Origin of the sequence: Bacillus sp. PS95 (assembly GCF_037963565.1) — a bacterium.
In the GTDB taxonomy this organism is placed as follows: Bacteria; Bacillota; Bacilli; order Bacillales; family Bacillaceae; genus Bacillus; species Bacillus subtilis.
On the sequence record NZ_CP150160.1, the window covers coordinates 985689 to 1008581 of the forward strand.

At 44.5% G+C, this 22893-nt stretch carries 24 protein-coding genes; 12 read left to right on the top strand and 12 right to left on the bottom strand.

Annotated elements, in window-relative coordinates; genetic code table 11:
- Positions 1-19: 19 nt before the first annotated feature.
- On the bottom strand, positions 20-1429 hold the full coding sequence (locus tag NSQ12_RS05130) for a PLP-dependent aminotransferase family protein (protein WP_080529112.1): 1410 nt from the start codon (positions 1427-1429) through the stop codon (positions 20-22).
- 109 nt (positions 1430-1538) lie between these two features.
- On the opposite strand from NSQ12_RS05130, the gene NSQ12_RS05135 reads away from it, so the two are divergent.
- Positions 1539-1967 carry a GNAT family N-acetyltransferase gene (locus NSQ12_RS05135; protein WP_015252470.1) on the top strand — a complete coding sequence of 143 codons (429 nt, stop codon included), beginning with the start codon at positions 1539-1541 and terminating at the stop codon, positions 1965-1967.
- A 31-nt stretch (positions 1968-1998) separates the two neighbouring features.
- Here NSQ12_RS05135 and NSQ12_RS05140 read toward each other — a convergent pair whose 3' ends face one another.
- Genes NSQ12_RS05140 through sigM form a run of 3 tightly spaced genes read right to left on the bottom strand, consistent with a single transcriptional unit; the run spans position 1999 to position 3834 of the window.
- Positions 1999-2289: an anti-sigma-M factor gene (locus NSQ12_RS05140; RefSeq protein WP_003233341.1), complete on the bottom strand. Its 291-nt coding sequence runs from the start codon at positions 2287-2289 to the stop codon at positions 1999-2001.
- A complete protein-coding gene (locus tag NSQ12_RS05145; RefSeq protein ID WP_010886459.1) occupies positions 2277-3353 on the bottom strand; it encodes an anti-sigma factor in 1077 nt (358 codons plus the stop codon). Before NSQ12_RS05145 ends, NSQ12_RS05140 begins: the two co-directional genes overlap by 13 nt.
- Positions 3343-3834: an RNA polymerase sigma factor SigM gene (gene sigM / locus NSQ12_RS05150; RefSeq protein WP_003224177.1), complete on the bottom strand. Its 492-nt coding sequence runs from the start codon at positions 3832-3834 to the stop codon at positions 3343-3345. Before sigM ends, NSQ12_RS05145 begins: the two co-directional genes overlap by 11 nt.
- Before the next feature lie 196 nt (positions 3835-4030).
- Here sigM and akrN point away from each other — a divergent pair, with 196 nt between their 5' ends.
- Both akrN and NSQ12_RS05160 read left to right on the top strand, forming a co-directional pair.
- Complete coding sequence (gene akrN / locus NSQ12_RS05155; protein ID WP_003233337.1) at positions 4031-5026, top strand: aldo/keto reductase AkrN; 996 nt, start codon at positions 4031-4033, stop codon at positions 5024-5026.
- Between the two features lie 134 nt (positions 5027-5160).
- Positions 5161-5760 (top strand): 1-acylglycerol-3-phosphate O-acyltransferase, encoded by a 600-nt coding sequence (locus tag NSQ12_RS05160; protein WP_003233335.1) that lies wholly within the window; start codon positions 5161-5163, stop codon positions 5758-5760.
- A 67-nt stretch (positions 5761-5827) separates the two neighbouring features.
- Here NSQ12_RS05160 and NSQ12_RS05165 read toward each other — a convergent pair whose 3' ends face one another.
- Both NSQ12_RS05165 and cueR read right to left on the bottom strand, forming a co-directional pair.
- Positions 5828-7162, bottom strand: a complete 1335-nt coding sequence (locus NSQ12_RS05165) for a hemolysin family protein (RefSeq protein ID WP_009966903.1) — start codon at positions 7160-7162, stop codon at positions 5828-5830.
- 60 nt (positions 7163-7222) lie between these two features.
- Complete coding sequence (gene cueR, locus NSQ12_RS05170; RefSeq protein ID WP_010886460.1) at positions 7223-7654, bottom strand: Cu(I)-responsive transcriptional regulator; 432 nt, start codon at positions 7652-7654, stop codon at positions 7223-7225.
- 157 nt (positions 7655-7811) lie between these two features.
- Between cueR and NSQ12_RS05175 the strand changes: the two genes are divergently transcribed.
- Both NSQ12_RS05175 and NSQ12_RS05180 read left to right on the top strand, forming a co-directional pair.
- On the top strand, positions 7812-8993 hold the full coding sequence (locus tag NSQ12_RS05175; protein WP_033883034.1) for a pyridoxal phosphate-dependent aminotransferase: 1182 nt from the start codon (positions 7812-7814) through the stop codon (positions 8991-8993).
- A gap of 331 nt (positions 8994-9324) precedes the next feature.
- On the top strand, positions 9325-10710 hold the full coding sequence (locus NSQ12_RS05180) for a hemolysin family protein (protein ID WP_033883036.1): 1386 nt from the start codon (positions 9325-9327) through the stop codon (positions 10708-10710).
- Positions 10711-10723: 13 nt separating this feature from the next.
- Here the strand turns inward: NSQ12_RS05180 and crcB are convergent, their stop codons facing one another.
- The 3 genes from crcB to NSQ12_RS05195 are packed head-to-tail and all read right to left on the bottom strand — an operon-like array spanning position 10724 to position 12190.
- Complete coding sequence (gene crcB / locus NSQ12_RS05185; RefSeq protein ID WP_015252464.1) at positions 10724-11080, bottom strand: fluoride efflux transporter CrcB; 357 nt, start codon at positions 11078-11080, stop codon at positions 10724-10726.
- A complete protein-coding gene (locus NSQ12_RS05190; protein ID WP_033883038.1) occupies positions 11077-11472 on the bottom strand; it encodes a CrcB family protein in 396 nt (131 codons plus the stop codon). The genes crcB and NSQ12_RS05190 overlap by 4 nt, the downstream gene beginning before the upstream one ends.
- Positions 11459-12190: a glycerophosphodiester phosphodiesterase family protein gene (locus NSQ12_RS05195; protein ID WP_339176094.1), complete on the bottom strand. Its 732-nt coding sequence runs from the start codon at positions 12188-12190 to the stop codon at positions 11459-11461. Before NSQ12_RS05195 ends, NSQ12_RS05190 begins: the two co-directional genes overlap by 14 nt.
- 233 nt (positions 12191-12423) lie before the next feature.
- On the opposite strand from NSQ12_RS05195, the gene NSQ12_RS05200 reads away from it, so the two are divergent.
- The 3 genes from NSQ12_RS05200 (at position 12424) to srtN (ending at position 14608) form a co-directional block, all read left to right on the top strand.
- A complete protein-coding gene (locus tag NSQ12_RS05200) occupies positions 12424-12531 on the top strand; it encodes a YhdX family protein (protein WP_009966908.1) in 108 nt (35 codons plus the stop codon).
- Between the two features lie 148 nt (positions 12532-12679).
- Positions 12680-13795, top strand: a complete 1116-nt coding sequence (gene mscY / locus NSQ12_RS05205) for a small-conductance mechanosensitive channel protein MscY (protein WP_069322485.1) — start codon at positions 12680-12682, stop codon at positions 13793-13795.
- A 69-nt stretch (positions 13796-13864) separates the two neighbouring features.
- Positions 13865-14608: a sirtuin NAD-dependent deacetylase gene (gene srtN, locus NSQ12_RS05210; RefSeq protein WP_003233309.1), complete on the top strand. Its 744-nt coding sequence runs from the start codon at positions 13865-13867 to the stop codon at positions 14606-14608.
- Positions 14609-14631: 23 nt separating this feature from the next.
- Here srtN and NSQ12_RS05215 read toward each other — a convergent pair whose 3' ends face one another.
- Positions 14632-15480 (bottom strand): polysaccharide deacetylase family protein, encoded by an 849-nt coding sequence (locus tag NSQ12_RS05215; RefSeq protein ID WP_003245705.1) that lies wholly within the window; start codon positions 15478-15480, stop codon positions 14632-14634.
- Between the two features lie 284 nt (positions 15481-15764).
- On the opposite strand from NSQ12_RS05215, the gene dat reads away from it, so the two are divergent.
- On the top strand, positions 15765-16616 hold the full coding sequence (gene dat, locus NSQ12_RS05220; protein ID WP_110109605.1) for a D-amino-acid transaminase: 852 nt from the start codon (positions 15765-15767) through the stop codon (positions 16614-16616).
- 38 nt (positions 16617-16654) lie between these two features.
- On the opposite strand, the gene nhaC is transcribed toward dat, so the two are convergent.
- Together nhaC and NSQ12_RS05230 are read right to left on the bottom strand one after the other, a co-directional pair.
- On the bottom strand, positions 16655-18016 hold the full coding sequence (nhaC, locus tag NSQ12_RS05225) for a Na+/H+ antiporter NhaC (RefSeq protein WP_339176097.1): 1362 nt from the start codon (positions 18014-18016) through the stop codon (positions 16655-16657).
- A gap of 126 nt (positions 18017-18142) precedes the next feature.
- Positions 18143-18643 (bottom strand): universal stress protein, encoded by a 501-nt coding sequence (locus tag NSQ12_RS05230; RefSeq protein ID WP_033883044.1) that lies wholly within the window; start codon positions 18641-18643, stop codon positions 18143-18145.
- 163 nt (positions 18644-18806) lie between these two features.
- Here NSQ12_RS05230 and NSQ12_RS05235 point away from each other — a divergent pair, with 163 nt between their 5' ends.
- From NSQ12_RS05235 to bmrD, 3 genes are all read left to right on the top strand, one after another.
- Positions 18807-18968: a hypothetical protein gene (locus NSQ12_RS05235; RefSeq protein ID WP_010886461.1), complete on the top strand. Its 162-nt coding sequence runs from the start codon at positions 18807-18809 to the stop codon at positions 18966-18968.
- A gap of 119 nt (positions 18969-19087) precedes the next feature.
- Positions 19088-20845 (top strand): multidrug ABC transporter ATP-binding protein BmrC, encoded by a 1758-nt coding sequence (bmrC, locus tag NSQ12_RS05240; RefSeq protein ID WP_110109606.1) that lies wholly within the window; start codon positions 19088-19090, stop codon positions 20843-20845.
- Positions 20842-22863, top strand: coding sequence for a multidrug resistance ABC transporter ATP-binding protein/permease BmrD (gene bmrD, locus NSQ12_RS05245; protein WP_029726326.1), 2022 nt, complete (start codon positions 20842-20844; stop codon positions 22861-22863). Before bmrC ends, bmrD begins: the two co-directional genes overlap by 4 nt.
- Positions 22864-22893: the final 30 nt, after the last annotated feature.

The window sequence follows — 22893 nt, forward strand, 5'->3', positions numbered from 1 at the left end:
TTCCGGGGCCTGTTTTTATTCAATAAGTTGATATCAACGGTGCCCATGCCGTTTTCAGTTTTTGGATGCCAAGCCTGATGTCCTCTTCTGACAAACCTCCATAACCGATTAAGACAGAAACAAAAGGCGTTCGTTCTTTATATGAAGGGGAGACGGGATAGATGGTTACACCGTTGTTTGCGGCTGCTTTTATTGCTTCTTCCTCACTTGCTGGAAACAATAGTCGCAGCAGAATGTGAAGCCCCGAGTTTTTACCGAGAATCTCAACGGTGTTTCCTAGTTCAGAGCGGATGGCTTCTAACAGGATAGCGTGTTTTTTTCGGTATAAGCTTCTCATTCTATTTATGTGTTTTTGCCACTCTCCGGTTTCGATGAAGTCTGCCAGTGTCAATTGCGAGTGGACAGAGACGGTCTGCTTCATTAACTGAGCACTGTTTTTGATCGGTTCCATGAGTTCAGGGGGCACAATCATGAAGCTGAGCCGCAAGGAAGGCAGAAGTGACTTTGAAAAAGTGCCAAGATATATGACTCTGCCATTCGGATCAAGACCCTGTAAAGACGGAATTGGATGGCCGCTGTAGCGAAATTCTCCATCGTAATCATCTTCTATAATGAATGAATTTGTTTCTGCCGCCCATGCCAGCAGCTCCTGTCTGCGGGTAATCGTCATAATGGTCCCAATCGGAAACTGATGCGAAGGAGTCGTATACATGAGATAAGGATTCTGACGGTAGAGCTCATCCGGCAGGACGCCTTCTGCATCAGAACAAATCGGAGTGACATCCATGTGATTTGCTTCAAACATCCTTCTTGAACGGTGAAAGCCCGGTTCTTCAAAGCCGATTTTTGTACCTGGCTTTAGCGAAAGGCAAAGAATTTGCAGAAGCACGGTGGTTCCTGCGCCGATGATAATCTGGCCGGGCTCGCAATTTACTCCCCGAGACAGCCTGACGAATCGGGCAATCATGTGCCTGAGTTCGTATTCTCCTTGAGGGTCGCCAGAGGTGTGAAACGATCCGGAATAGCGATCAAGACTTTTTACTATGCTTTTTCTCCATGCGTTAAAGGGAAAGAGGGTCGGATCAACGTTGCCTTGATGGAAGTCAATAGCAGGTGCGTTCTTTTCATGTAATCCCGGCTGTACAGACTGCTGAAAATGGTCAGGAGCTGTCGGGAAGCCTGGTTCTACTTCCGCCGCGAACCAGCCGATTTTTGGCTTGCTTTTGACATAGCCCTCAGCAGTTAATTGCTCGTAAGCTCGTTCTATAGTTGCCGTGCTGACATCGAGCAAGCTGGAGAGCCTGCGTTTTGACGGAAGTCTTGTTCCCTTTGTGATTCGCGCATGTGAAATTTCTTGTTTAAAAAAGGTATAAAGCTGTTCATACAGCGGTGTTTTGCTCTTTTTATCAAGAAACGGCGTGATATCCATCTCGTGTCTCCTTTTTATCTGGCATGGTTATTTTTTCTTATATTGGCTATTTGGCAAATGCCATTTATTAGCTATGATCATTGTAACGAAAGGAAAGGGGATTGAGAAGATGATCCATATGAAACAATTAACCTCGAAAGAAGAATGGGCTGAGTCGTATCCGATTATGAGTGAATTGAGAACAGAACTGGATATAGAGACGTATTTACAAAGGCTTGAAGCCTGTGTGCAGAAAGAATCGTATATGCTGTTTGCCTTATATGAAGATACAGCAATCAGAGCGCTGTGCGGGGCTCTGCCGAGAGTTTCCATTCATAAAGGAGAGCACTTGTGGATTGCGGATCTTGTTACAACGGCACCTTGCCGATCAAAGGGATACGGCAAAATGCTTTTGGATTATGCCTCAGACTGGGCGAGAAAAGCCGGACTTGGTTTTGTCAGTCTTTCATCTGGCCTTCAGCGTAAAGACGCACATCGATTTTATACAGATAAAATGGGTTTTACTATAGAAAGTTATTTGTTCCAAAAACCGGTGTAATGAAAAAAAGACGCCTGAAAAGGCGTCTTTTTTAAAAGCCAAACTGTAAATTCGTATCTACAGATACAATGGTATACACACAAATAATTACAAAGAGATTAAGGATGACGCCGAGCAGGCCTGGACCTGTGCGCCCTCTCTTGATGAAGAGTTCAACAACGCCGAACGGAACGGCAGCCATGGCGAACGGAAGCATTTGATAGGAATAAAACGTGACGTTGCTGATAATGGCCAAATTCAGCAACAGCAGGGACAGAACCGCTGTCCCGACAGAGATCCAGCCGAATACATTGTGTTCTTTAAAAATTCTTACCAGTTCCATAATTCCACCTCGCCGACATTCGCTGATTTTACAGATTTATTTTTCAGCATTCGCTGGATTTCCTTGGTTGGCCCTGTAACGACCGAACCGTATACATTGACACCGTTTTTCTCTACATAATCTAATCGGTTATCTACATTCAGGTCTTTCCGTTTTGAAATGACCTGAGCCCATTTTTCGTGTTTGGACATGAATTTCAGGGCGTTGATAAACTGATCGCCATTCGACTTGCCTTTTGTATTAAGGGCGGCCAGGAACTTTGAATCCTTTCCAGGATAGCCAAGAGGTTCTGTGGAAGCTGTCTTATTTGTGTTTTTCTCTGTTTCGATTGCGTTCCACAAAAAGCTCACATCATAGCCTTTGAATTTGTTATACACGTCTTTTGTCGGATATGCACGGTCATATGAAAGGTAGACCTCTGATACCGTTCCTTCAGGCAATGTGCTTAACGTTTTTTCTGCTTTTGCGGTCGTTTGTTCAGACTTGTTTGAAGGATGTGTAAAGTAATGGCCGGTTTTATTCACTTCTAAGTCATAGTAGTTTACTGCCGGCGCTTTTACTTTGTTATAAAACATTTCAACCCGTTCATTCCCTACGGCAGCCGTCTTCGTGCCAATCTGCTTTTGCAGCGGGAATTCCGTATTCATTCCAAATAGCTTCACTTGGCTTTTCAGTCCGGAAGTATCAACAAGAACATTCGGCATGGTCAGGGCTACAGTGACTGCGGCAGTTTCCATAAACTCATTGCCGGTGCTGTGTTTTCCACCCATTCCGTAATAGAGGTAGCTTCCCAGCGTACAAAGCGGCAAAATCATCAATGTCGAAATGACGGCAAGCACAGAAATTCGCAAATAAGACTTGCGTTTGCCGTAGGCTAAAATCGCTTTTTGTTTTTCAGGACTGATGCTGAGATCCCAATCGTTATCGTCCTCTAGTTCGCTGTCAATCAGTTCCTGATATACTTCAAGCTTCTCAAGTTCTTCCTCAAATGCAGTCATTTCCTGGTCGCTCATTTCCCCATTTTTATATTGATCAAAACGCTTTTTAAATTCTTCATTCATCATTAACACCTCTATTATAAAGTGCTTTCAGCCGCTGTCTGGCACGAAATAAAACACTTTTAAAATTCGCCTCTGAAATATTCATAATATGGGATGCTTCTTTGTAGTTTAACTCTTTTAAATAATATAGCGTTAAGGCCTCCCGATAATTATCGGGGAGCTCGGACATATAACCAGTCAGCACTTCCTTTATCTCTACCTGATGGGCAGGACTTTGAACAGCATTTTGAAAGAGGCTTCCGATTAAGTCATCAGAAATGGTTACTTCTTTCTTATGCTTTCTGACGTAATCAATGAAGGCGTTTCGCGCCACTTGAAAAAGCCAGGGCTTTACTTTGCTGTGATCATAGGAGTGAATGTGTATGTATGCCCGCATAAAGGTTTCCTGCAGTAAGTCTTCAGCAAGATGCTTGTCTTTTGTCATGGAGAGCAGGAACCTGTAAACATCATTCATGTACATTTGGTAAATTTCATCGATCGTCACTGCCTTTTCTCCCCTCTATGTTATACACGCATAAGAAAGGTTTAAAGTTGCACATTACATGCAAACGGCTTTTTTATACCTAATCAAACACCATTACTATATAGTACCCAAAAATGCCCGCAAAAGATAGTGCGGAGAAATGTTTAACATTTTTTCCAGAGGGGAAAAGATAGTGAAAAAGTGAAGGAGTGGCACAATGGAATATACCAGTATAGCAGATACAGGAATAGAAGCCTCCAGAATCGGCCTCGGCACATGGGCCATTGGCGGAACGATGTGGGGAGGCACTGATGAAAAAACATCGATTGAAACAATCCGAGCCGCTCTTGATCAGGGGATTACAATGATTGACACCGCGCCGGCTTACGGCTTCGGGCAGTCCGAGGAAATCGTCGGAAAGGCAATCAAAGAGTACGGCAAAAGAGACCAGGTGATTCTCGCAACGAAAACGGCTCTGGACTGGAAGAACAACCAGCTGTTCCGCCATGCGAACAGAGCGAGAATTGTAGAGGAAGTTGAGAATTCTTTGAAGCGGCTTCAAACAGACTATATTGATCTTTATCAGGTGCATTGGCCCGATCCGCTTGTGCCAATTGAAGAAACGGCTGAAGTCATGAAGGAATTATATGATGCGGGAAAAATCCGGGCGATTGGCGTCAGCAATTTTTCAATTGAGCAAATGGATACATTTCGCGCCGTCGCACCTCTCCATACGATTCAGCCTCCATATAATCTGTTTGAAAGAGAGATGGAAGAGAGTGTCCTTCCTTATGCGAAAGATAACAAGATAACAACATTATTATACGGCAGTTTATGCAGAGGGCTGTTAACAGGCAAAATGACCGAAGAGTATACATTTGAGGGCGATGATCTGCGTAATCACGATCCAAAATTCCAGAAGCCCCGCTTTAAAGAGTATCTTTCTGCTGTCAATCAATTGGATAAGCTGGCGAAGACACGTTATGGAAAATCAGTGATTCACTTGGCTGTCAGATGGATCTTAGATCAGCCGGGAGCGGATATCGCTCTTTGGGGGGCAAGAAAGCCTGGGCAGCTTGAGGCCCTATCTGAGATTACAGGCTGGACGCTGAACAGTGAAGATCAGAAAGATATCAATACTATATTGGAAAATACGATATCAGACCCTGTCGGACCGGAGTTTATGGCCCCGCCGACCAGAGAGGAAATATAACAAAAGCTGAGGGCGAATCCTCAGCTTTTTGGCGTTTTAACGGGAGAAATCTTAAAAATTAGTACCAGGTAATAAAAAATGTTGTTATAATAGATGACAGAAAGAATCATTGATTACGACAAAGGAAGTGCGATATGTATAAGTTTTGTGCAAATGCTTTAAAAGTTATTCTTTCTCTTCGCGGAGGAGTGAAGGTGTATAACAAAGAAAACCTTCCGGCCGATTCAGGTTTTGTCATCGCGTGTACACATTCCGGCTGGGTTGATGTGATTACACTCGGAGTCGGGATTCTTCCTTATCAAATACACTACATGGCGAAAAAAGAGCTTTTTCAAAATAAATGGATCGGTTCGTTTCTGAAGAAAATTCATGCCTTTCCGGTAGATCGGGAAAATCCCGGGCCAAGCAGTATTAAAACGCCGATTAAGCTGCTGAAAGAAGGAGAGATCGTCGGTATCTTCCCAAGCGGAACAAGAACCTCTGAGGATGTGCCTTTGAAAAGAGGTGCGGTGACGATTGCGCAAATGGGGAAAGCGCCGCTTGTCCCCGCTGCATATCAGGGCCCTTCAAGCGGAAAAGAGTTATTCAAAAAAGGAAAAATGAAGCTGATTATCGGTGAGCCTCTTCACCAGGCTGATTTTGCCCACCTGCCTTCAAAGGAAAGACTTGCAGCAATGACAGAGGCTTTGAATCAGCGGATTAAAGAACTAGAGAATAAACTTGATCAGCTATAAGGCGTTCTGAGAGATTGCCCTGAACTGTGAAAATAAGAAAAGCACCTTATACAAGGTGCTTTTCTTATTATGCTTCCTGCTGGTTAGCTGTCTCCAGAAGTTCTTCTTCTTGAAGCTTTTTCACTTCAATATATGCCACGTGGTGGCCGTCAATTTCATTAATGATGAATTCGCAGCCCTCTTCGATGATGGAATCATCTTTTTCAACATCGTATTTTTGAGTAAGGAACCAGCCGCCGATTGTGTCGACTTCTTCGTTCTCTAAATGAATGCCTAGCAGGTCGTTTACTTGGTCAATTAACACTTTTCCGTCAAGAATATAATGGCCTTCGCCGATTTTGCGGATTTCGCTAATTTCATCAATATCAAATTCGTCGCGGATTTCACCGACAATTTCCTCAATGATGTCCTCAACCGTCACAAGCCCGGCAGTACCGCCGTATTCATCAGACAAAATGGCCATGTGGACCCTCTCTTTTTGCATTTTGACAAGCAGGTCTTGGATTGGCGCAGATTCAATGACATGAATGATCGGGTTGACGAATTGAGAAATGGTGGAATCAACAGATACCTCACCGCTTATGCAGGCTGTCAGCACTTCTTTAATGTTAATAACCCCGATAATGTTATCTTTATCGCCCTCTTCCACAGGGTAGCGGGTATATTTTTCAATCTGAATGATGTCCATCATTTCAGAAATCTTGATATCATGCGGAAGGCTGACAATTTCGGTCCGCGGAATCATAATTTCTTTCGCGAGCCTGTCGTCAAATTCAAAGATTTTATTCACATATTTAAACTCTGATTGGTTGATTTCACCGCTTTTATAGCTTTCAGACAAAATGATTCGCAGTTCTTCTTCTGAGTGAGCCAGTTCGTTTTCTGAAACGGTCTCCAGGCCAAATGCTTTGGTCAATAACCGTGCGGAATTGTTCAAAAGCCAAATGAATGGGAACGCGATGCGGTAAAACCAAATCAGCGGTTTCGCAAACAGCATAGACACTGCTTCCGCCTTTTGGATAGCGACTGTTTTAGGTGCAAGTTCTCCGACAACAACGTGTAAGAACGTGATAATGGCATACGCAAAAATAAACGATATGACATGTGAAAGGGAACCTGGAACGTTCATTTGGACGAAAAGCGGGTGAAGCAGCCTTTCAATCGTTGATTCACCTAAAACCCCTAATCCGATGGAAGTCAATGTAATTCCGAGCTGACACGCAGATAAATATTCATCAAGATGCGTGGTCACTTTTTTTACGGCTATTGCTGCTTTATTTCCTTCCGCGATCAGCTGATCGATCCGTGAGCCTCTGATTCTGATAATGGCAAACTCAGATGCCACGAAAAATGCCGTCAGGGCGATTAAAACAGCAACTAAAATCAAATTCACTATGTCCAATTAGAACCTTCACTCTAGCAATGAGAATGAAGGTAACACCTCCTGTTAGATAAAATGGTTTTAACTTAACAGCAGCATAAATGATTGGAACACGGCGAGCTTTTCAGGCGGGAGTTTGCTTTTCAGCTTGTCACGATCCTCGGGCTTCAGCCGTTCAAACCGATGCAAGATTCCGGAGATGTTTTGATTCATATGATCAATTTCTAATGCCAGATTTCCAATTTCATCATCAAGTTTAGCTGAAGAGGGAAACTGGTTCTCCAGTCGATCTTTAATATCGGACAGGGCCAATCGCTGCTTCTTGCAATCTACAATAAATATAAGTCGTTTGAGTGCATTTTCGTCGTAGTAACGGTAATTTGAACAGGATCTGGCCGGCGTAAGCAGACCGAGATTCGTATAATAATCAACTGTCCGTTTCGTTACTCCGGCGAGTGCCGCTAGTTCACTGATGCGATAAGTCTCAGCCCCATCTATATCCCTCCCAACCATCACGTTATAGTTATGAGAATAGTTTAATATATGAACGGTGTCTTGCACAAGTTTATTGTTTTTTTCAGACCGGAATTGGAAGTTGTGGAATTCATCATCTGATTGAAGTAACATAGGAAGATAGAATTTTCAAATTTTTTATATGCGGAAGGGACAGATGAAATTGGCTGGGTTATCCCGGGAAGTTGAAGAAAACTTAAATAAAGGATCATGGATTCGCAAGCTGTTTGATGAAGGTGCAAGGCTGAAGAAGGAGTTCGGGGAAGACCAGGTATTTGATTTTTCACTCGGCAACCCGATTGTTGAACCGCCTGAAGCTTTTAAGAGAGCGTTAATAGAGGAAGCTGAAAAAGGCAGCCACGGATACATACAAAACCAAGGGCTTCCTGCAGCGAGAGAAAAAGTCGCGCAATTTCTGGGGTCGCGTTTTGAAGCTGATTTCTCAGCGGAGCGTATCGTCATGACGGTGGGCGCGGGAGGCGCTTTGAATGTTGCGTTAAAAAGCATCGTAAACCCTGGGGAAGAGGTCATTATTCTCGCACCTTATTTTGCTGAATATAAGTTGTATATTGAGAACTACGGGGGAAAGGCCGTCAGCTGCCCGTTGACAGGCCGGTTTGAGATCGACATTGATGCGGTAAGGCAATCGATCACTCCACAGACGAAAGGGCTGATCCTCAATACACCGCATAACCCCACAGGCACGGTTCTCAGCCAGAAAAATATAGACGATTTAGGCGCTTTATTAAAAGAAATAGAAGAGAAGAGCGGCCAGAGGATTTATGTGCTGTTTGATGAACCGTACAGTCAATTAATCTATGATGAAGAGCTGGCAAATCCGTTTCAATCGTACCATCGTGTGATATTGGCCAGCTCATTCAGTAAAGATCTCGGCATAGCCGGGGAGCGGCTCGGGTATATCGGATTGGACAGCCGAATGCAGGATGCGGACCTTTTGATCAACGCTTTTGTGTATTGTAATCGAACGCTTGGATTTGTGAATGCCCCTGTCATGATGCAGCGGGCTGTGGCACGAATGGATGATTTAAGAGTAGACGCGAGCGCTTATAAAGAGCGCCGGGATTTAATGGTAGACATTTTAAAAGAAGCCGGTTTTGAGTTTGAAATGCCAAAGGGAGGTTTCTTTGTTTTTCCGAAATCGCCGATTGAAGATGAAGTTGCATTTTGTGTGCATGCCGCCCAAAAATACAAATTATTAATTGTGCCGAGCAGCGGTTTTGGAATGAGCGGGCATTTCCGATTATCCTTCAGTGTGCCGATCGAGCAGATTAAAAACTCACGGGACATTTTCATTTCTTTATATAAAGATTTTGCTTAAGAAGGCAAAGAAAAGAAAAGAAAACAGTTTTCAAGGCTGTTTTCTTTTTATATCCGCAAAATCCTTCCTCTTCCAATCCAGACAGGCGCAGAATTGACAAGCAGGCATGCAGTTAAGTCTTTCTTCATGATAAAAGTCTAAAAATTAAAAATCATTTTTGGAATGAGTTGTGTTACAATAAAATATACAATTTATAATCAAACTTTGACTTTTGGAGGTGGTATGATGGGGCCCGCTGCTTAGGCAACAATACACCGCGTACCTCAATGTTAAGGAAAAATGATTATATCAGGAGGTGACTCCTTATCCTTTGTTGAGAGGATAGGGTTAAATGGACGATATTGACAGTCTGATTTTAATTGGTGTGCTCATTGCTTTAACCGCGTTTTTCGTTGCAAGCGAGTTTGCGATTGTTAGAGTAAGGAGATCCAGAATAGATCAGCTTATCACAGAAGGAAACAAACGGGCGATACTCGCAAGGCGTGTCATTACAGATTTGGATGAATATTTATCCGCATCCCAGCTAGGCATTACATTGACATCAATCGGGCTTGGCGTACTGGGTGAGCCGGCCTTTGAACGGCTGCTGCATCCACTGTTTGAACCGCTCGGCTTGCCAGACTCGGTTTCACATGCAGCCTCTTTTGCAGTCGCGTACGGCTTGATCACGTTCCTGCACGTTGTTGTAGGTGAACTGGCCCCGAAAACGGTCGCGATTCAAAAGGCAGAACAGCTGACTTTACTGATAGCGGGCCCTTTGCGTTTATTCTATTTGCTCCTGTTTCCGTTTATTTGGATCCTCAATGGATCGGCGCGGTTTTTATGCGGGATGTTCGGTTTGAAGCCTGCGTCAGAACATGATGGTTCCCATTCTGAGGAAGAACTCAGGATGCTGTTATCTGAGAGTTTAAAAAACGGAGAGATTAATCCGTCTGAATATAAATATGTGAATAAGATTTTTGAATTTGATAATCGGATCGCCAAAGAAATTATGATACCGCGGAAGGAAATGGCTGCTGTGTCAACTGAGATGACGATGGCCGAGATGCTTGAAGTCATGCTGAAGGAAAAATACACGCGCTGGCCAGTCACAGATGGAGACAAAGACAGTGTGATCGGTTTGGTCAATACGAAGCATTTGTTTTCTGATTTGCTGTTTATGACAGAAGAAGAACGAATGAAGATGACGATCCATCCGTATGTGAGGCCGGTCATCGAAGTGATTGAAACGATCCCGGTTCATGACTTGCTGATTAAAATGCAGCGCGAGCGCATTCATATGGCAATATTGTCGGATGAATACGGAGGAACCTCGGGACTTGTGACGACAGAGGATATTCTTGAGGAAATTGTCGGAGAGATCAGAGATGAATTTGATGAAGATGAACAGCCGCTGATCCAAAAGCTTGGCGACGGCCATTATGTGATGGATGGAAAGGTTCGGATCGATCAGGTGAACAGCCTTCTTGGCGCATCGATTCAAGAAGACGTCGATACGATCGGCGGGCTGATATTAAAAGAAAACATCGATATTGAGGCTGGTGAATCCATTCGCATCGGTTCATATACGATAAAGGTGCTGAAGATGGACGGCCGATTAATCAAGCAAATCGATATAAAAGAAGAAGCCGGCAACACAACCGGGATTACGGCGCACCACAAGCTGCCGCTGCCCGATCCTGTGATGCTGAACAGTGCAACCTTGAGCGAGAAATAAGCTCAAGGTTTTTTTACATTGTGATTGTCCAGCCGCACCAAAATGCCAAAAGCGATCCGCAAAGTGTCAGGGCGATGTACAAGATGCTTTCTATTACACGTTTGGCCATAAGGAGTTGAATAGTTTCAACGCTGAAGGTGGAAAAGGTCGTAAAGGCGCCAAAAAACCCCGTGCCGATGATAAGCGAGACCGAAGCATTTGCAACGTGAAGTCCTGTAAATATTCCGAGCCCGAGAGCTCCGAGAATATTGACTGTCAGTATGCCAATGGGCAGGCTGAGACCTTTGGTTTTGGCGGTTATGACATTGCCAAGCCAGAAGCGAAGCATTGCGCCAAGTCCGCCCCCTATGAAAATACCCGCTAGTGTCATCTTTCCTGCAGCCCCTTTCTTTGCTGAATGCCTGCTATGCGCCGTCCCGCAAAAACACCAATCAGTGCAAATATGATCCCTGATATCAATGAGGCTGCCATATATAAAAGAGCCAATGAGGGTTGTCCTTGCAAAAGCATCACTGTTTCCTTAGAAAATGTGGACATTGTTGTGAAGCCTCCGCAAAAGCCGGTGCCTAAAAAAGCCGACAGCAGAGGCCGTTTTGCCCCGATCATAAAAAATCCGGTCAAAATGCCTAATAGAAGGCTGCCTGCCGCATTTTCCAGCCAGGTTGCCGCCGGGAACTGACCGGTGTGTATCCATAAGTTTAATCCGTATCGGAGGCAGGCGCCAAGCGCGCCTCCGATAAAAACCGTGCTATATATTTTCATGTTTGCCATCCTTTATGATGAAATCCGGGTAATCTGTAACGATGCCGTCCACGCCCATGGCTTGTAATTTTGCCGCTGTCTTTTGATTGTTGACAGTCCATGCAAATATGTTTAAGCCATTTTTATGGACGGAGCTGATCATCAGACGGTTGAGCCGTGTGTGTTTTATATTGACATAGTTTGCAAAAGAGCGGAAGGCCTTCATCTGATTTCTGGACAGCATGCCAAAGTTGGGCCTTGTAATGACCGCTGTCGGAATCGAAGGATAAAGCTCGCGGAACCTTTGGACGGAGCGGAACTGAAAGGATTGAACAATATTATTGATAGAAAAAGAAAATTGTCCTAATAGCTGTCCCACCTCTTCTTCAATTCCGACTTGAGACGGATGGCCTTTTAGTTCAATTAAAAGGCCGATTTTTTTGTGGTAGCGCTTGAGCACCGCTTCCAGGGTCGGAATACGCTCTCCTTGAAAAGCGGGACCGTACCAGCTTCCTGCATCGAGTTTTTGCAATTCCTCCAAGGTAAAATCCTTAACAAAGCCCGATCCGTTTGTTGTTCGGTCAACCCTGTCATCGTGTATCACAACAATCTGCCTGTCTTTTGTAAGCTGGACATCCAGTTCGATCATATCTGCATTCATTTTCACCGCAAGGTCAAATGCGGCAATCGTATTTTCCGGAGCGTAGCCGGATGCTCCGCGATGGGCAATGATGTACAAGCTAAGTCAGCTCCTCGTATGGGCATTTCTGTTATTGTATCAAATCCATATATGCACCGCGATACAAACTGGTGAATTTTTTCTGCCATATCGGAATGGTCCGGGCTGAGGAATGCGTATAACTAAAAAAAGACACTCAGCGTATCAGAACACATTTCGTCAGAAAATTAGGTCTTTCGACATGTTCACAACAAAATATGATCCTTTATAATAGCAAAAAAGGAGGCGAGATCATGGGAAAAGGGAGAATCAGAGTGGAGGAAAGAATTAAAGCCGAAACGGATGCTGAAATGCAAAAAGCAACTCTCCTTGATCAGACACAAACGAAAAAAGGTAAGTGACTGTCCCTATTGAATCTGGCTGATAGATGAATTGAGAAATGACCCCGGCGTTTCGCCGGGGTTTTGTGCTGCAAAAGACATTTAAATGAACATCCTTACGAATATTTTAGTATAATAAACAATTGATTGGGATAGAGGGGAGACAGTCATGCCGGATTATCTGCAGCAGTATTTTACGCTTGATAACATCATACAAATCGGCATCAGCTTGGCGATTTTGCTGGTGTTTCTTATACTTAGAAAATTATTCACAAGATATTTTTTTAACCTGCTTTTTAATTTGACAAACCGGCCGAAAACAGAAATTTTTAAACAGGTGGTTCTGGCGTTTGATAAGCCGGCCAGATGGTTTTTTGTTGCCCTTGGGCTGTTTTTAGCGATCCGGTATTCACCGTTTTTAGATGAGCAAATGCCGGTCATCAGCAAAATATACCGCTCACTGATTGTGGCGCTCTTGTGTTGGGGTCTTTGTAATTTGACCGCAACATCGTCGTTTATCTTCCATAAGGTGAACCAGCGCTTCGAGCTTGACATGGATGACATTCTGGCCCCGTTTTTATCCAAATTGCTCCGTTTTGTGATCATTGCGCTCAGTGTCAGTGTGATCGCTCAGGAATTCAATTATGATGTAAACGGATTTGTAGCGGGCCTTGGTCTTGGCGGACTGGCTTTTGCGCTTGCCGCGAAGGATACCATCAGCAACTTCTTCGGCGGTATTATCATTATTACTGAAAAGCCGTTTACAATTGGTGACTGGGTGGAGACGTCGACAGTAACAGGATCAGTCGAGGATATTACCTTTAGGAGCACGAGATTCAGAACAGCACAGGGGGCGCTTGTAACGGTGCCGAACTCTACGCTGTCGATGGAAGCGATCACGAACTGGACAAGAATGACCAAACGCCAGATTACGTTTTCCATCCATGTGTCCTACGCTACGCCGATTGAGAACCTTGAACGCTCCATTCATTCTCTCAGAACAATGCTCTTAGAGCATGAGGGCGTTGATAATGAAATAATCATGGTCAACTTTGATACGTTTGCCGACAGCTACTACAATTTATTTTTTAACTTCTATACAAAAACGACGGTTTGGGCTGAAAACCTTAATATTAGAGAGGATATCAACTATAAAATTATTGAGATTTTAGGTGCAGAAGGCGTTCAGTTTGCATATCCCGGCCAAATGGTTGTTGTCAAGCAAAAGCACGAAAGCGACCCATTCCAGGTGAATCTAAATAAAGAGGAAAAGGAACGGGCTTAAAAGAGAGACTTCGTCTGACAGAGGCGGAGTCTTTTTCATGGTAAAATAAGAGAAAAAGGCGGTGTTGAGTTGGAAACATTCAAAAGTATTCTACATGAAGCACAGAGAATTGTTGTGCTGACCGGAGCGGGAATGAGCACAGAATCAGGGATCCCCGACTTTCGTTCAGCAGGGGGCATTTGGACGGAGGATGCCTCAAGAATGGAAGCGATGAGCCTTGATTATTTTTTAAGTTATCCGCGTCTGTTTTGGCCCAAATTCAAAGAATTGTTCCAGATGAAAATGAGCGGCAGCTTTGAACCGAATGAAGGCCATTTGCTTTTAGCTGAGCTGGAGAAGCAAGGGAAGCAGGTCGATATTTTCACGCAAAACATTGACGGTCTTCATAAAAAAGCGGGGAGCAGGCATGTGTACGAACTGCATGGTTCTATCCAGACAGCAGCTTGTCCGGCATGCGGCGCCCGATATGATCTTCCCCATTTGCTGGAGCGGGAGGTGCCGGAGTGCACGGCGGCCGGAAACAATGGGGACATTTGCGGAACGGTATTAAAAACCGATGTTGTTCTCTTTGGCGATGCCGTCATGCACTTTGACACCCTTTATGAAAAGCTGGATCAAGCAGATCTTTTATTGGTTATCGGCACGTCTCTCGAAGTGGCTCCGGCTAGATTTGTGCCTGAGGATGCAAGCCTGATTCCCGGCATGAAGAAAGTCATCATAAACCTTGAACCAACGTATTGCGACAGCTTGTTTGACATGGTCATCCATCAAAAAATCGGCGAGTTTGCCCGAAGTTTGGGCATGAAAAAGTGAGCCGCTTTATGCGCCTCACTTTTTTATTCATGAACAGGAACCATTGTGTCCTCTAACACTCCGAAGGAATAGCCTTTTTCTTTTAATTTATTGATTAGTACCGGCAGCGCATTTACAGTAGCAGGAAGATCATGCATGAGAATTACATTTGGGCGGCTTGAAGAGCTGTGTTCCATATTCTCAAGCTGCTGTAATACGGCGGTCACATACTGTGAATTCCGGTATTTCCAGTCCATGCTGTCGATCGTCCAATCCCAGTACACAAACCCATCTTTCTCCAGATTGCGAATTTGTGAGGCGGTTAGTGACGGCTTGCTTCCGTATGGCGTTCTGACAAGATCGGTTTTATATCCTGTAATGTCCTGCAGCGTGTCACGCGCCTCCTGCATTTCTTTTAGCGGAGATGTCGGTGTTTGATAGAACAATCTGTTATTGTGGGTAACGCCATGTAAACCGAGTGCGTGGCCTTCCTTTTCTGCTCTTTTCACAGCCTGCTTGAATTCGTTCATCCGCGGTGACAGCATAAAAAACGTCGCTTTTACATCAGCGCTTTTCAGTACGTCGAGCAAGCGGGTTGTAACGGCTGAAGGGCCGTCGTCGAAGGTTAAGTAAACCGTTTTATCTCCCATGTTCTGCTTTGTCTGCAGATGTTTTATCAGGAGATCGGGGGAGTCGTTTTTCAGCTTAAGGCTTTCCTTCTCATCTCGAAGCTGGCCGTTTGTTGTGACAGTGACTTCCTTTGCTTTCGTTGAACTGTTGGAATAACCCAAAATCACCATAAGCAAAAGCAGCACACATAAAACTGCTAAACTTGCAAATTTAAAAGCAAGCGAAACTGCAGAAGGAGAAGCCTCTCCTCTCGTTTGTCGCATAACAATCTCTCCATTGGCATAAAATCTCTACATAATGCTGTACAGCAGGCAGCTTATGAAGATGCCTTATGTTTACAACCTATGTATTACCAGTCAAGTATACAGGAATAAAACTGGAAAGCACATAGAAAATTTGTCGAAATGTCAGATTTTAAGGAAAAAATAAACTCCTTTCCGCTATAGATCTCTTGATCTTTCTGTTTTTCAGCTTGTCCAATATGGTAGAATTAGTGACAATGACAGCTTGAATGACATCAGGGACATCTCGAAAAGGGAGGGCTTTTATGAAGGTTTTAGTCAATGGCCGGCTGATTGGGCGCAGTGAAGCATCAATCGATTTGGAAGATCGCGGTTATCAGTTTGGTGACGGCATCTATGAAGTGATCAGGGTGTACAAAGGAGTATTGTTCGGCTTACGTGAGCATGCAGAGCGTTTTTTCAGAAGTGCTGCTGAAATCGGAATTTCACTGCCATTCAGTATAGAAGATCTCGAGTGGGACCTGCAAAAGCTTGTACAGGAAAATGCGGTCAGTGAGGGAGCGGTATACATTCAGACAACAAGAGGTGTGGCCCCGCGAAAACACCAGTATGAAGCCGGCCTCGAGCCGCAGACTACTGCTTATACGTTTACGGTGAAAAAACCGGATCAAGAGCAGGCATACGGAGTGGCAGCCATTACAGATGAGGATCTTCGCTGGTTAAGATGTGATATCAAAAGTCTGAATTTACTGTATAATGTCATGACGAAGCAAAGGGCCTATGAAGCGGGAGCATTTGAAGCCATTTTACTTAGGGACGGCGTTGTTACGGAGGGTACATCCTCTAACGTTTATGCGGTTATCAACGGCACGGTGCGAACACATCCGGCTAACCGGCTCATTCTCAATGGAATTACACGGATGAATATTTTAGGACTGATTGAGAAGAATGGGATCAAACTGGATGAGACTCCTGTCAGTGAAGAAGAGTTGAAACAGGCGGAAGAGATCTTTATTTCGTCAACGACGGCAGAAATTATTCCGGTTGTGACGCTCGATGGACAATCGGTCGGAAGCGGGAAACCCGGACCGGTGACCAAACAGCTTCAGGCTGCTTTTCAAGAAAGCATTCAACAGGCTGCTAGCATTCATAAATGAACGAAGAAAAGAGCCCGCTTTTTACAGCGGAGCTCTTTTTATTTTTTAACAAATCCAATCAAAATGGAGATCATCGGCGATATATAGAGGAAGAACGTAAACGGGATGTAGTCTATGACTGGAACACCAAGTGCGCTCGCCATAAATGCGCCGCTGACGCCCCAAGGAATCAATGGGTTAATTAATGTTCCGCCGTCCTCTAATGACCTTGTCAGAAATTTTCGCTGGATGTTTTGTTTGTCATATAAGGATTTAAATGATTGTCCCGGTATTAATATCGATAAATACTGTTCACCGGTTGCCAAGTTGACGCCGATGCTTGAGCAGACAGTTGCTGCAACTAGACGGCCTTTTGAGCGGATGCCTTTCATGATGCCTTCCAATAGTGCAGAAATCAATCCGATTTTCTCCATCAATCCGCCAAGTGCAAAAGCAATCATAATGAGAGAGACAGAGCCCATCATGGATTGCAATCCGCCTCTGTTGATAATTTTAGCGGCTGCCTCATTGTCAGTTTCGAAAGTTGTGCCATTTTGCAAAGCTGTCATAAACGCCTGCAGGCTGCTGTCGGGTACAAAAATAGCAGTCAAAATTCCCGAGGAAATAATTCCGGCAGTCAGAACGGGGATTACTGATACCCGTTTCATTGCCAGCAAAACGACTAAGAGCGGAGAAAGAAGGGCCCACGGTGTCACGTTTGCAGCATCTTTTATTCCGGTTATGACCTGCTGAATATTATCGGTTGAAGCAGCGTCCGCTGACACTGATGAACCGAGAAAGTAAAACAGAACGACAGTGATGAGCAAAGCTGGAATGGTTGTGCCCATCATATGGCGAATGTGTTCAAAGATTGGTATTTCGCCTATTCCGGCTGCAAAGTTGGTTGTGTCCGACATCGGCGACATTTTATCCCCAAAACAAGCGCCGCATATGACTGCGCCTGCTGTCCATTCAAGCGGAACGCCAGCGGCGCTCGATACACCGATCAGCGCTACCCCGATTGTGCTTACAGTTGTCAGGCTTGAGCCAACAAGTGTGCTGATGATCATACATGAAAACAAAGCAGTCAACAGAAGATGGCTTGGTTCAATAAAGGATAGGGCATAAACTGTCACAGTCGGTATGGCGCCACTGTACATCCAGGCGCCGATTAAGATGCCGATCAGCGCTAGAACGATAATCGGCTGTACGCCGTTTTTGATCCCGTCTACAATCCCTTTTTCAATGCTCTTCCAGGGAAATCCAAACCATAAAGCTGCTGCTGAAAGCATGACAACACTTAAAAACAGCGGGATATGAGGTTCTACATGAAGCAAGAATAAGCAAGAAATAATAATGCATAACATGAATATAAATAAACCGACGGCTAACGGAAACGTCAGCTTTTTTTGAGAATCCAAAATAACACCCCATATTTATCTTTAATGCTTTTGTGCTTTTGGGCACGAAAGCATTATAACAGAAAAAAACGAAAATCTATGTTTTTTCACAATTATGAATATAAAAGAAGTGAGCACAGGGCGTGCTCACTTTACAATCAGGACGGGTATATCCGATTTCGCTGAAAGCTTTTCACTTACACTTCCGAATATTAGCTTTTTCAGCCTGTTTTGGTCTCTGCTTCCGGTTACGATCAGATCGGCAGAAATGCGGTTTGCATGCTCGATAATTGATTCAGCCGGATCGCCTTCTAATATATCGATATCTCCATCTGCCTGCTGTTCATTCAGCATCATTCTGGCTTCGGCGATGACTTCTTCTGTACGGTCTTCATAGATCATTGGCTCAGGTGATGTTACATCTGATATCAGCGGATCAGGAACACTTGTCATGCCTCCGCTGATATAGCTTGCCTCAGCTGCGGGTCTGGGCGGGTCGATGACGGTCTGATTGTCTTTCATATCATGTGAATGGGCGACGGTAATAGCGGCATTTACGGTTTTAGCAAGATCAATGGCTGTCAGAAGCGCTTTCTTACTATTTTCACTTCCGTCAAACGCAACAATGATACGGTCAGCATGGAACATCCTTCTCACCCTTTCAAAGCGTCTTACAACACTACTACCCGAATTTGAGCACAATTAACCTTTTCCTATTCAAGTAATGATTGACAATAAAAGGTTTTGTTTATATGATGATAAGAAGATGAAATCAAAATGGAAGGAGGGTTTGCTATGCCAAGGAATTTGCGTGTTTATCAAACAGTTTCATATTGGCGCGGCAAACCTTTTGTTCTGTTTTCGTGAACGGTTTTTTAGGTCGGACCGCGCGCTGAAAAGCGCTGTGCGTAACATATCGGTTAAAAAAGGCATGGAGCTGACGCTTCATGCCTTTTTTATATACAAAATCTAAGGAAAGACAGGTGTATGGGATGTGAAGACCAATACAGAGGCGAGGGCTGTTCGTGCCAAATTGGATGAAAAAAGCTGCAAGGAAAAAATAGAAGGCGGCTGATGAGGAGATGGGGATAGATGTTTTCAGTTTTGAAAAAGCTTGGCTGGTTTTTTAAGGCGTACTGGCTGCGCTATACGATTGCGATTGTCCTTTTATTAGCAGTCAATGTCATTGAAATGTTTCCGCCTAAGCTCTTGGGGAACGCCATAGATGATATGAAAGCAGGGGCATTTACTGCGGAAGGGCTGCTGTTTTATATCGGTATCTTTTTTGTGCTGACGGCGGCCGTGTATATCATGTCTTATTTTTGGATGCATCAGCTGTTTGGCGGAGCGAATCTGATGGAGAAAATTCTTCGTACGAAGCTGATGGGGCATTTGCTGACTATGTCGCCGCCGTTTTATGAAAAAAACCGGACAGGCGATTTAATGGCACGAGGGACAAATGATCTTCAGGCCGTCAGTTTAACCACAGGGTTTGGCATCTTGACGTTAGTTGATTCTACGATGTTTATGATGACGATCTTTTTGACAATGGGGTTTTTGATCAGCTGGAAGCTGACCTTTGCCGCCATTATCCCGCTTCCAGTCATGGCGATTGCAATCAGTCTATATGGAAGTAAAATTCATGAGCGGTTTACTGGGGCCCAAAACGCGTTCGGGGCGCTGAATGACAGAGTGCTGGAATCTGTTTCAGGCGTGCGGGTGATTCGCGCGTATGTTCAGGAAACAAACGATGTTCGGCGGTTTAATGAAATGACCGCTGATGTTTATCAGAAAAATATGAAAGTGGCTTTTATTGATTCACTGTTTGAGCCGACGGTGAAACTGCTTGTCGGCGCAAGCTATCTGATTGGGCTCGGCTACGGAGCGTTTCTTGTATTCCGGAACGAGCTGACGCTTGGAGAGTTAGTGTCCTTTAACGTTTATCTCGGCATGATGATTTGGCCGATGTTTGCAATCGGTGAACTCATTAACGTGATGCAGCGCGGCAATGCGTCATTAGATCGGGTAAATGAAACTCTTTCTTATGAAACGGATGTGACAGATCCAAAACAGCCCGCTGATCTTAAAGAGCCTGGAGATATCGTTTTCAGTCATGTCAGCTTTACATATCCAAGCTCAACAAGTGACAATCTTCAGGATATTTCATTTACGGTGCGAAAAGGGCAGACTGTCGGGATTGCCGGTAAAACCGGGAGCGGAAAAACGACAATTATTAAGCAGCTTTTGCGCCAGTACCCTCCAGGTGAAGGGAGCATTACATTTTCAGGCGTACCGATTCAGCAAATCCCTCTTGACCAGCTCCGCGGATGGATCGGATATGTGCCGCAGGATCATTTACTGTTTTCACGGACTGTAAAAGAAAATATTTTATACGGAAAACAGGATGCAACTGATAAAGAGGTTCAGCAAGCCATTGCCGAAGCACATTTTGAAAAAGATTTGCACATGCTTCCGTCCGGTCTGGAGACAATGGTCGGTGAAAAAGGCGTGGCACTGTCAGGCGGGCAGAAACAAAGAATTTCGATTGCGAGAGCACTCATGGCGAATCCGGAAATCTTGATTCTGGATGATTCACTTTCCGCTGTAGATGCCAAAACAGAGGCTGCAATTATCAAGAACATCAGAGAAAACCGCAAAGGAAAAACGACATTTATTTTGACGCACCGATTATCCGCGGTTGAGCACGCTGACCTGATCCTTGTGATGGACGGCGGCGTCATTGTTGAGAGAGGCACGCATCAAGAACTGCTGGCCAATAATGGGTGGTACCGGGAACAATATGAAAGACAGCAGCTGTTCACGGCCGAAGAAGGGGGAGCAGGGGCATGAAAATAGGAAAAACGTTATGGAGATACGCACTCCTTTATCGAAAATTGCTGATCACGGCCGTCCTATTGCTAGCTGTCGCCGTCGGTGCAGAACTGACCGGGCCGTTTATCGGCAAGAAAATGATAGACGACCATATCCTCGGCATTGAGAAAACATGGTATGAAGCTGCGGAAAAAGATAAAAATGCCGTTCAGTTTCACGGCGTCTCATATGTCAGAGAGGACCGATTGCAGGAGCCTGTTTCAAAAGCAAAAGAAGCACATATTTATCAAGTGGGAATGGCGTTCTATTTTGTTGATCAGGCTGTCAGCTTCGACGGGAATAGAACAGTTTCTGACGGGAAGCTGACGATCACAAACGGAGACAAGAGCCGGACATATGCTGCCGAAAAGCTGACTAAGCAGGAACTTTTCCAGTTCTATCAGCCGGAAATAAAGGGAATGGTGTTACTGATCTGCCTGTATGGGGGCTTGCTTGTGTTTTCAGTATTCTTTCAATACGGACAGCATTATCTGCTGCAGATGAGCGCCAATCGGATTATTCAAAAGATGAGGCAGGACGTGTTTTCGCACATACAGAGAATGCCGATTCGCTATTTTGACAACCTTCCGGCCGGAAAAGTCGTTGCGCGGATTACCAATGATACGGAGGCTATCAGGGATTTATATGTCACAGTGCTTTCCACATTTGTGACAAGCGGAATCTATATGTTCGGGATATTCACGGCTTTGTTTCTGCTTGATGTGAAGCTTGCGTTTGTATGTCTGGCAATTGTGCCGATTATCTGGCTGTGGTCAGTCATATACCGGAGATATGCGTCATATTACAACCAAAAAATCCGCTCGATCAACAGTGACATTAACGCAAAAATGAATGAGTCAATTCAAGGCATGACCATTATTCAGGCTTTCCGCCATCAAAAGGAAACAATGAGAGAATTTGAGGAATTAAATGAATCACATTTTTATTTCCAAAACAGGATGCTGAATTTAAACTCCTTAATGTCCCATAATTTGGTCAATGTCATCCGCAATCTTGCGTTCGTCTGTCTGATCTGGCATTTTGGCGGTGCGAGCCTGAATGCGGCCGGGATTGTTTCTATCGGTGTACTGTACGCGTTTGTCGATTATTTGAACCGGTTATTTCAGCCGATCACAGGCATCGTCAATCAGTTTTCAAAGCTGGAGCTTGCAAGGGTCTCCGCCGGGCGTGTTTTTGAACTGCTTGAAGAAAAGAATACGGAAGAAGCGGGTGAACCGGCGAAGGAGCGCGCGCTGGGACGGGTTGAATTTCGTGATGTGTCATTTGCGTATCAAGAAGGTGAAGAGGTATTAAAGCATATTTCCTTTACTGCGCAAAAAGGCGAAACCGTAGCGCTCGTCGGCCATACCGGATCAGGAAAAAGCTCGATTTTGAATCTTCTGTTTCGTTTTTATGATGCGCAAAAAGGTGATGTCTTAATTGATGGAAAAAGCATTTACAACATGTCAAGACAGGAACTCAGATCCCATATGGGTATTGTGCTTCAGGACCCGTACTTATTCTCGGGCACAATCGGATCTAACGTAAGTCTGGATGACGAAAGAATGACTGAAGAAGAAATAAAAAATGCACTGCGGCAAGTCGGTGCTGAGCCTCTTCTTAAGAAGCTTCCGAAGGGCATTAATGAGCCCGTGATTGAAAAAGGCAGCACGCTATCCTCTGGAGAGCGGCAGTTAATTTCTTTCGCTAGAGCTTTGGCGTTTGATCCCGCGATCTTGATTTTAGATGAGGCAACGGCGCATATTGATACAGAGACAGAGGCCGTAATCCAGAAGGCGCTTGATGTCGTCAAACAAGGACGCACCACCTTCGTCATCGCTCACCGGCTTTCAACAATCAGAAATGCTGATCAGATTTTGGTTCTTGATAAAGGAGAAATTGTTGAGAGAGGGAACCACGAGGAATTGATGGCATTAGAAGGCCAATATTATCAAATGTATGAACTGCAAAAGGGACAGAAACATTCCATTGCATAATGCTCAAAAAACCCAAAACAATCGTGTTTT

Excerpts from the sequence above, each read along its gene's own strand:
- dat (WP_110109605.1), top strand. The coding sequence starts at position 15,765 with ATGAAGGTTTTAGTCAATGGCCGGCTGATTGGGCGCAGTGAAGCATCA.
- crcB (WP_015252464.1), bottom strand. The coding sequence starts at position 11,080 with ATGACACTAGCGGGTATTTTCATAGGGGGCGGACTTGGCGCAATGCTT.
- NSQ12_RS05190 (WP_033883038.1), bottom strand. The coding sequence starts at position 11,472 with ATGAAAATATATAGCACGGTTTTTATCGGAGGCGCGCTTGGCGCCTGC.
- cueR (WP_010886460.1), bottom strand. The coding sequence starts at position 7,654 with ATGGTTGGGAGGGATATAGATGGGGCTGAGACTTATCGCATCAGTGAA.
- akrN (WP_003233337.1), top strand. The coding sequence starts at position 4,031 with ATGGAATATACCAGTATAGCAGATACAGGAATAGAAGCCTCCAGAATC.
- NSQ12_RS05215 (WP_003245705.1), bottom strand. The coding sequence starts at position 15,480 with ATGCGACAAACGAGAGGAGAGGCTTCTCCTTCTGCAGTTTCGCTTGCT.
- NSQ12_RS05145 (WP_010886459.1), bottom strand. The coding sequence starts at position 3,353 with ATGATGAATGAAGAATTTAAAAAGCGTTTTGATCAATATAAAAATGGG.
- NSQ12_RS05230 (WP_033883044.1), bottom strand. The coding sequence starts at position 18,643 with ATGTTCCATGCTGACCGTATCATTGTTGCGTTTGACGGAAGTGAAAAT.
- mscY (WP_069322485.1), top strand. The coding sequence starts at position 12,680 with ATGCCGGATTATCTGCAGCAGTATTTTACGCTTGATAACATCATACAA.
- NSQ12_RS05130 (WP_080529112.1), bottom strand. The coding sequence starts at position 1,429 with ATGGATATCACGCCGTTTCTTGATAAAAAGAGCAAAACACCGCTGTAT.
- bmrC (WP_110109606.1), top strand. The coding sequence starts at position 19,088 with ATGTTTTCAGTTTTGAAAAAGCTTGGCTGGTTTTTTAAGGCGTACTGG.
- bmrD (WP_029726326.1), top strand. The coding sequence starts at position 20,842 with ATGAAAATAGGAAAAACGTTATGGAGATACGCACTCCTTTATCGAAAA.
- NSQ12_RS05200 (WP_009966908.1), top strand. The coding sequence starts at position 12,424 with ATGGGAAAAGGGAGAATCAGAGTGGAGGAAAGAATTAAAGCCGAAACG.
- NSQ12_RS05140 (WP_003233341.1), bottom strand. The coding sequence starts at position 2,289 with ATGGAACTGGTAAGAATTTTTAAAGAACACAATGTATTCGGCTGGATC.
- NSQ12_RS05135 (WP_015252470.1), top strand. The coding sequence starts at position 1,539 with ATGATCCATATGAAACAATTAACCTCGAAAGAAGAATGGGCTGAGTCG.
- NSQ12_RS05160 (WP_003233335.1), top strand. The coding sequence starts at position 5,161 with ATGTATAAGTTTTGTGCAAATGCTTTAAAAGTTATTCTTTCTCTTCGC.
- NSQ12_RS05180 (WP_033883036.1), top strand. The coding sequence starts at position 9,325 with ATGGACGATATTGACAGTCTGATTTTAATTGGTGTGCTCATTGCTTTA.
- NSQ12_RS05175 (WP_033883034.1), top strand. The coding sequence starts at position 7,812 with ATGAAATTGGCTGGGTTATCCCGGGAAGTTGAAGAAAACTTAAATAAA.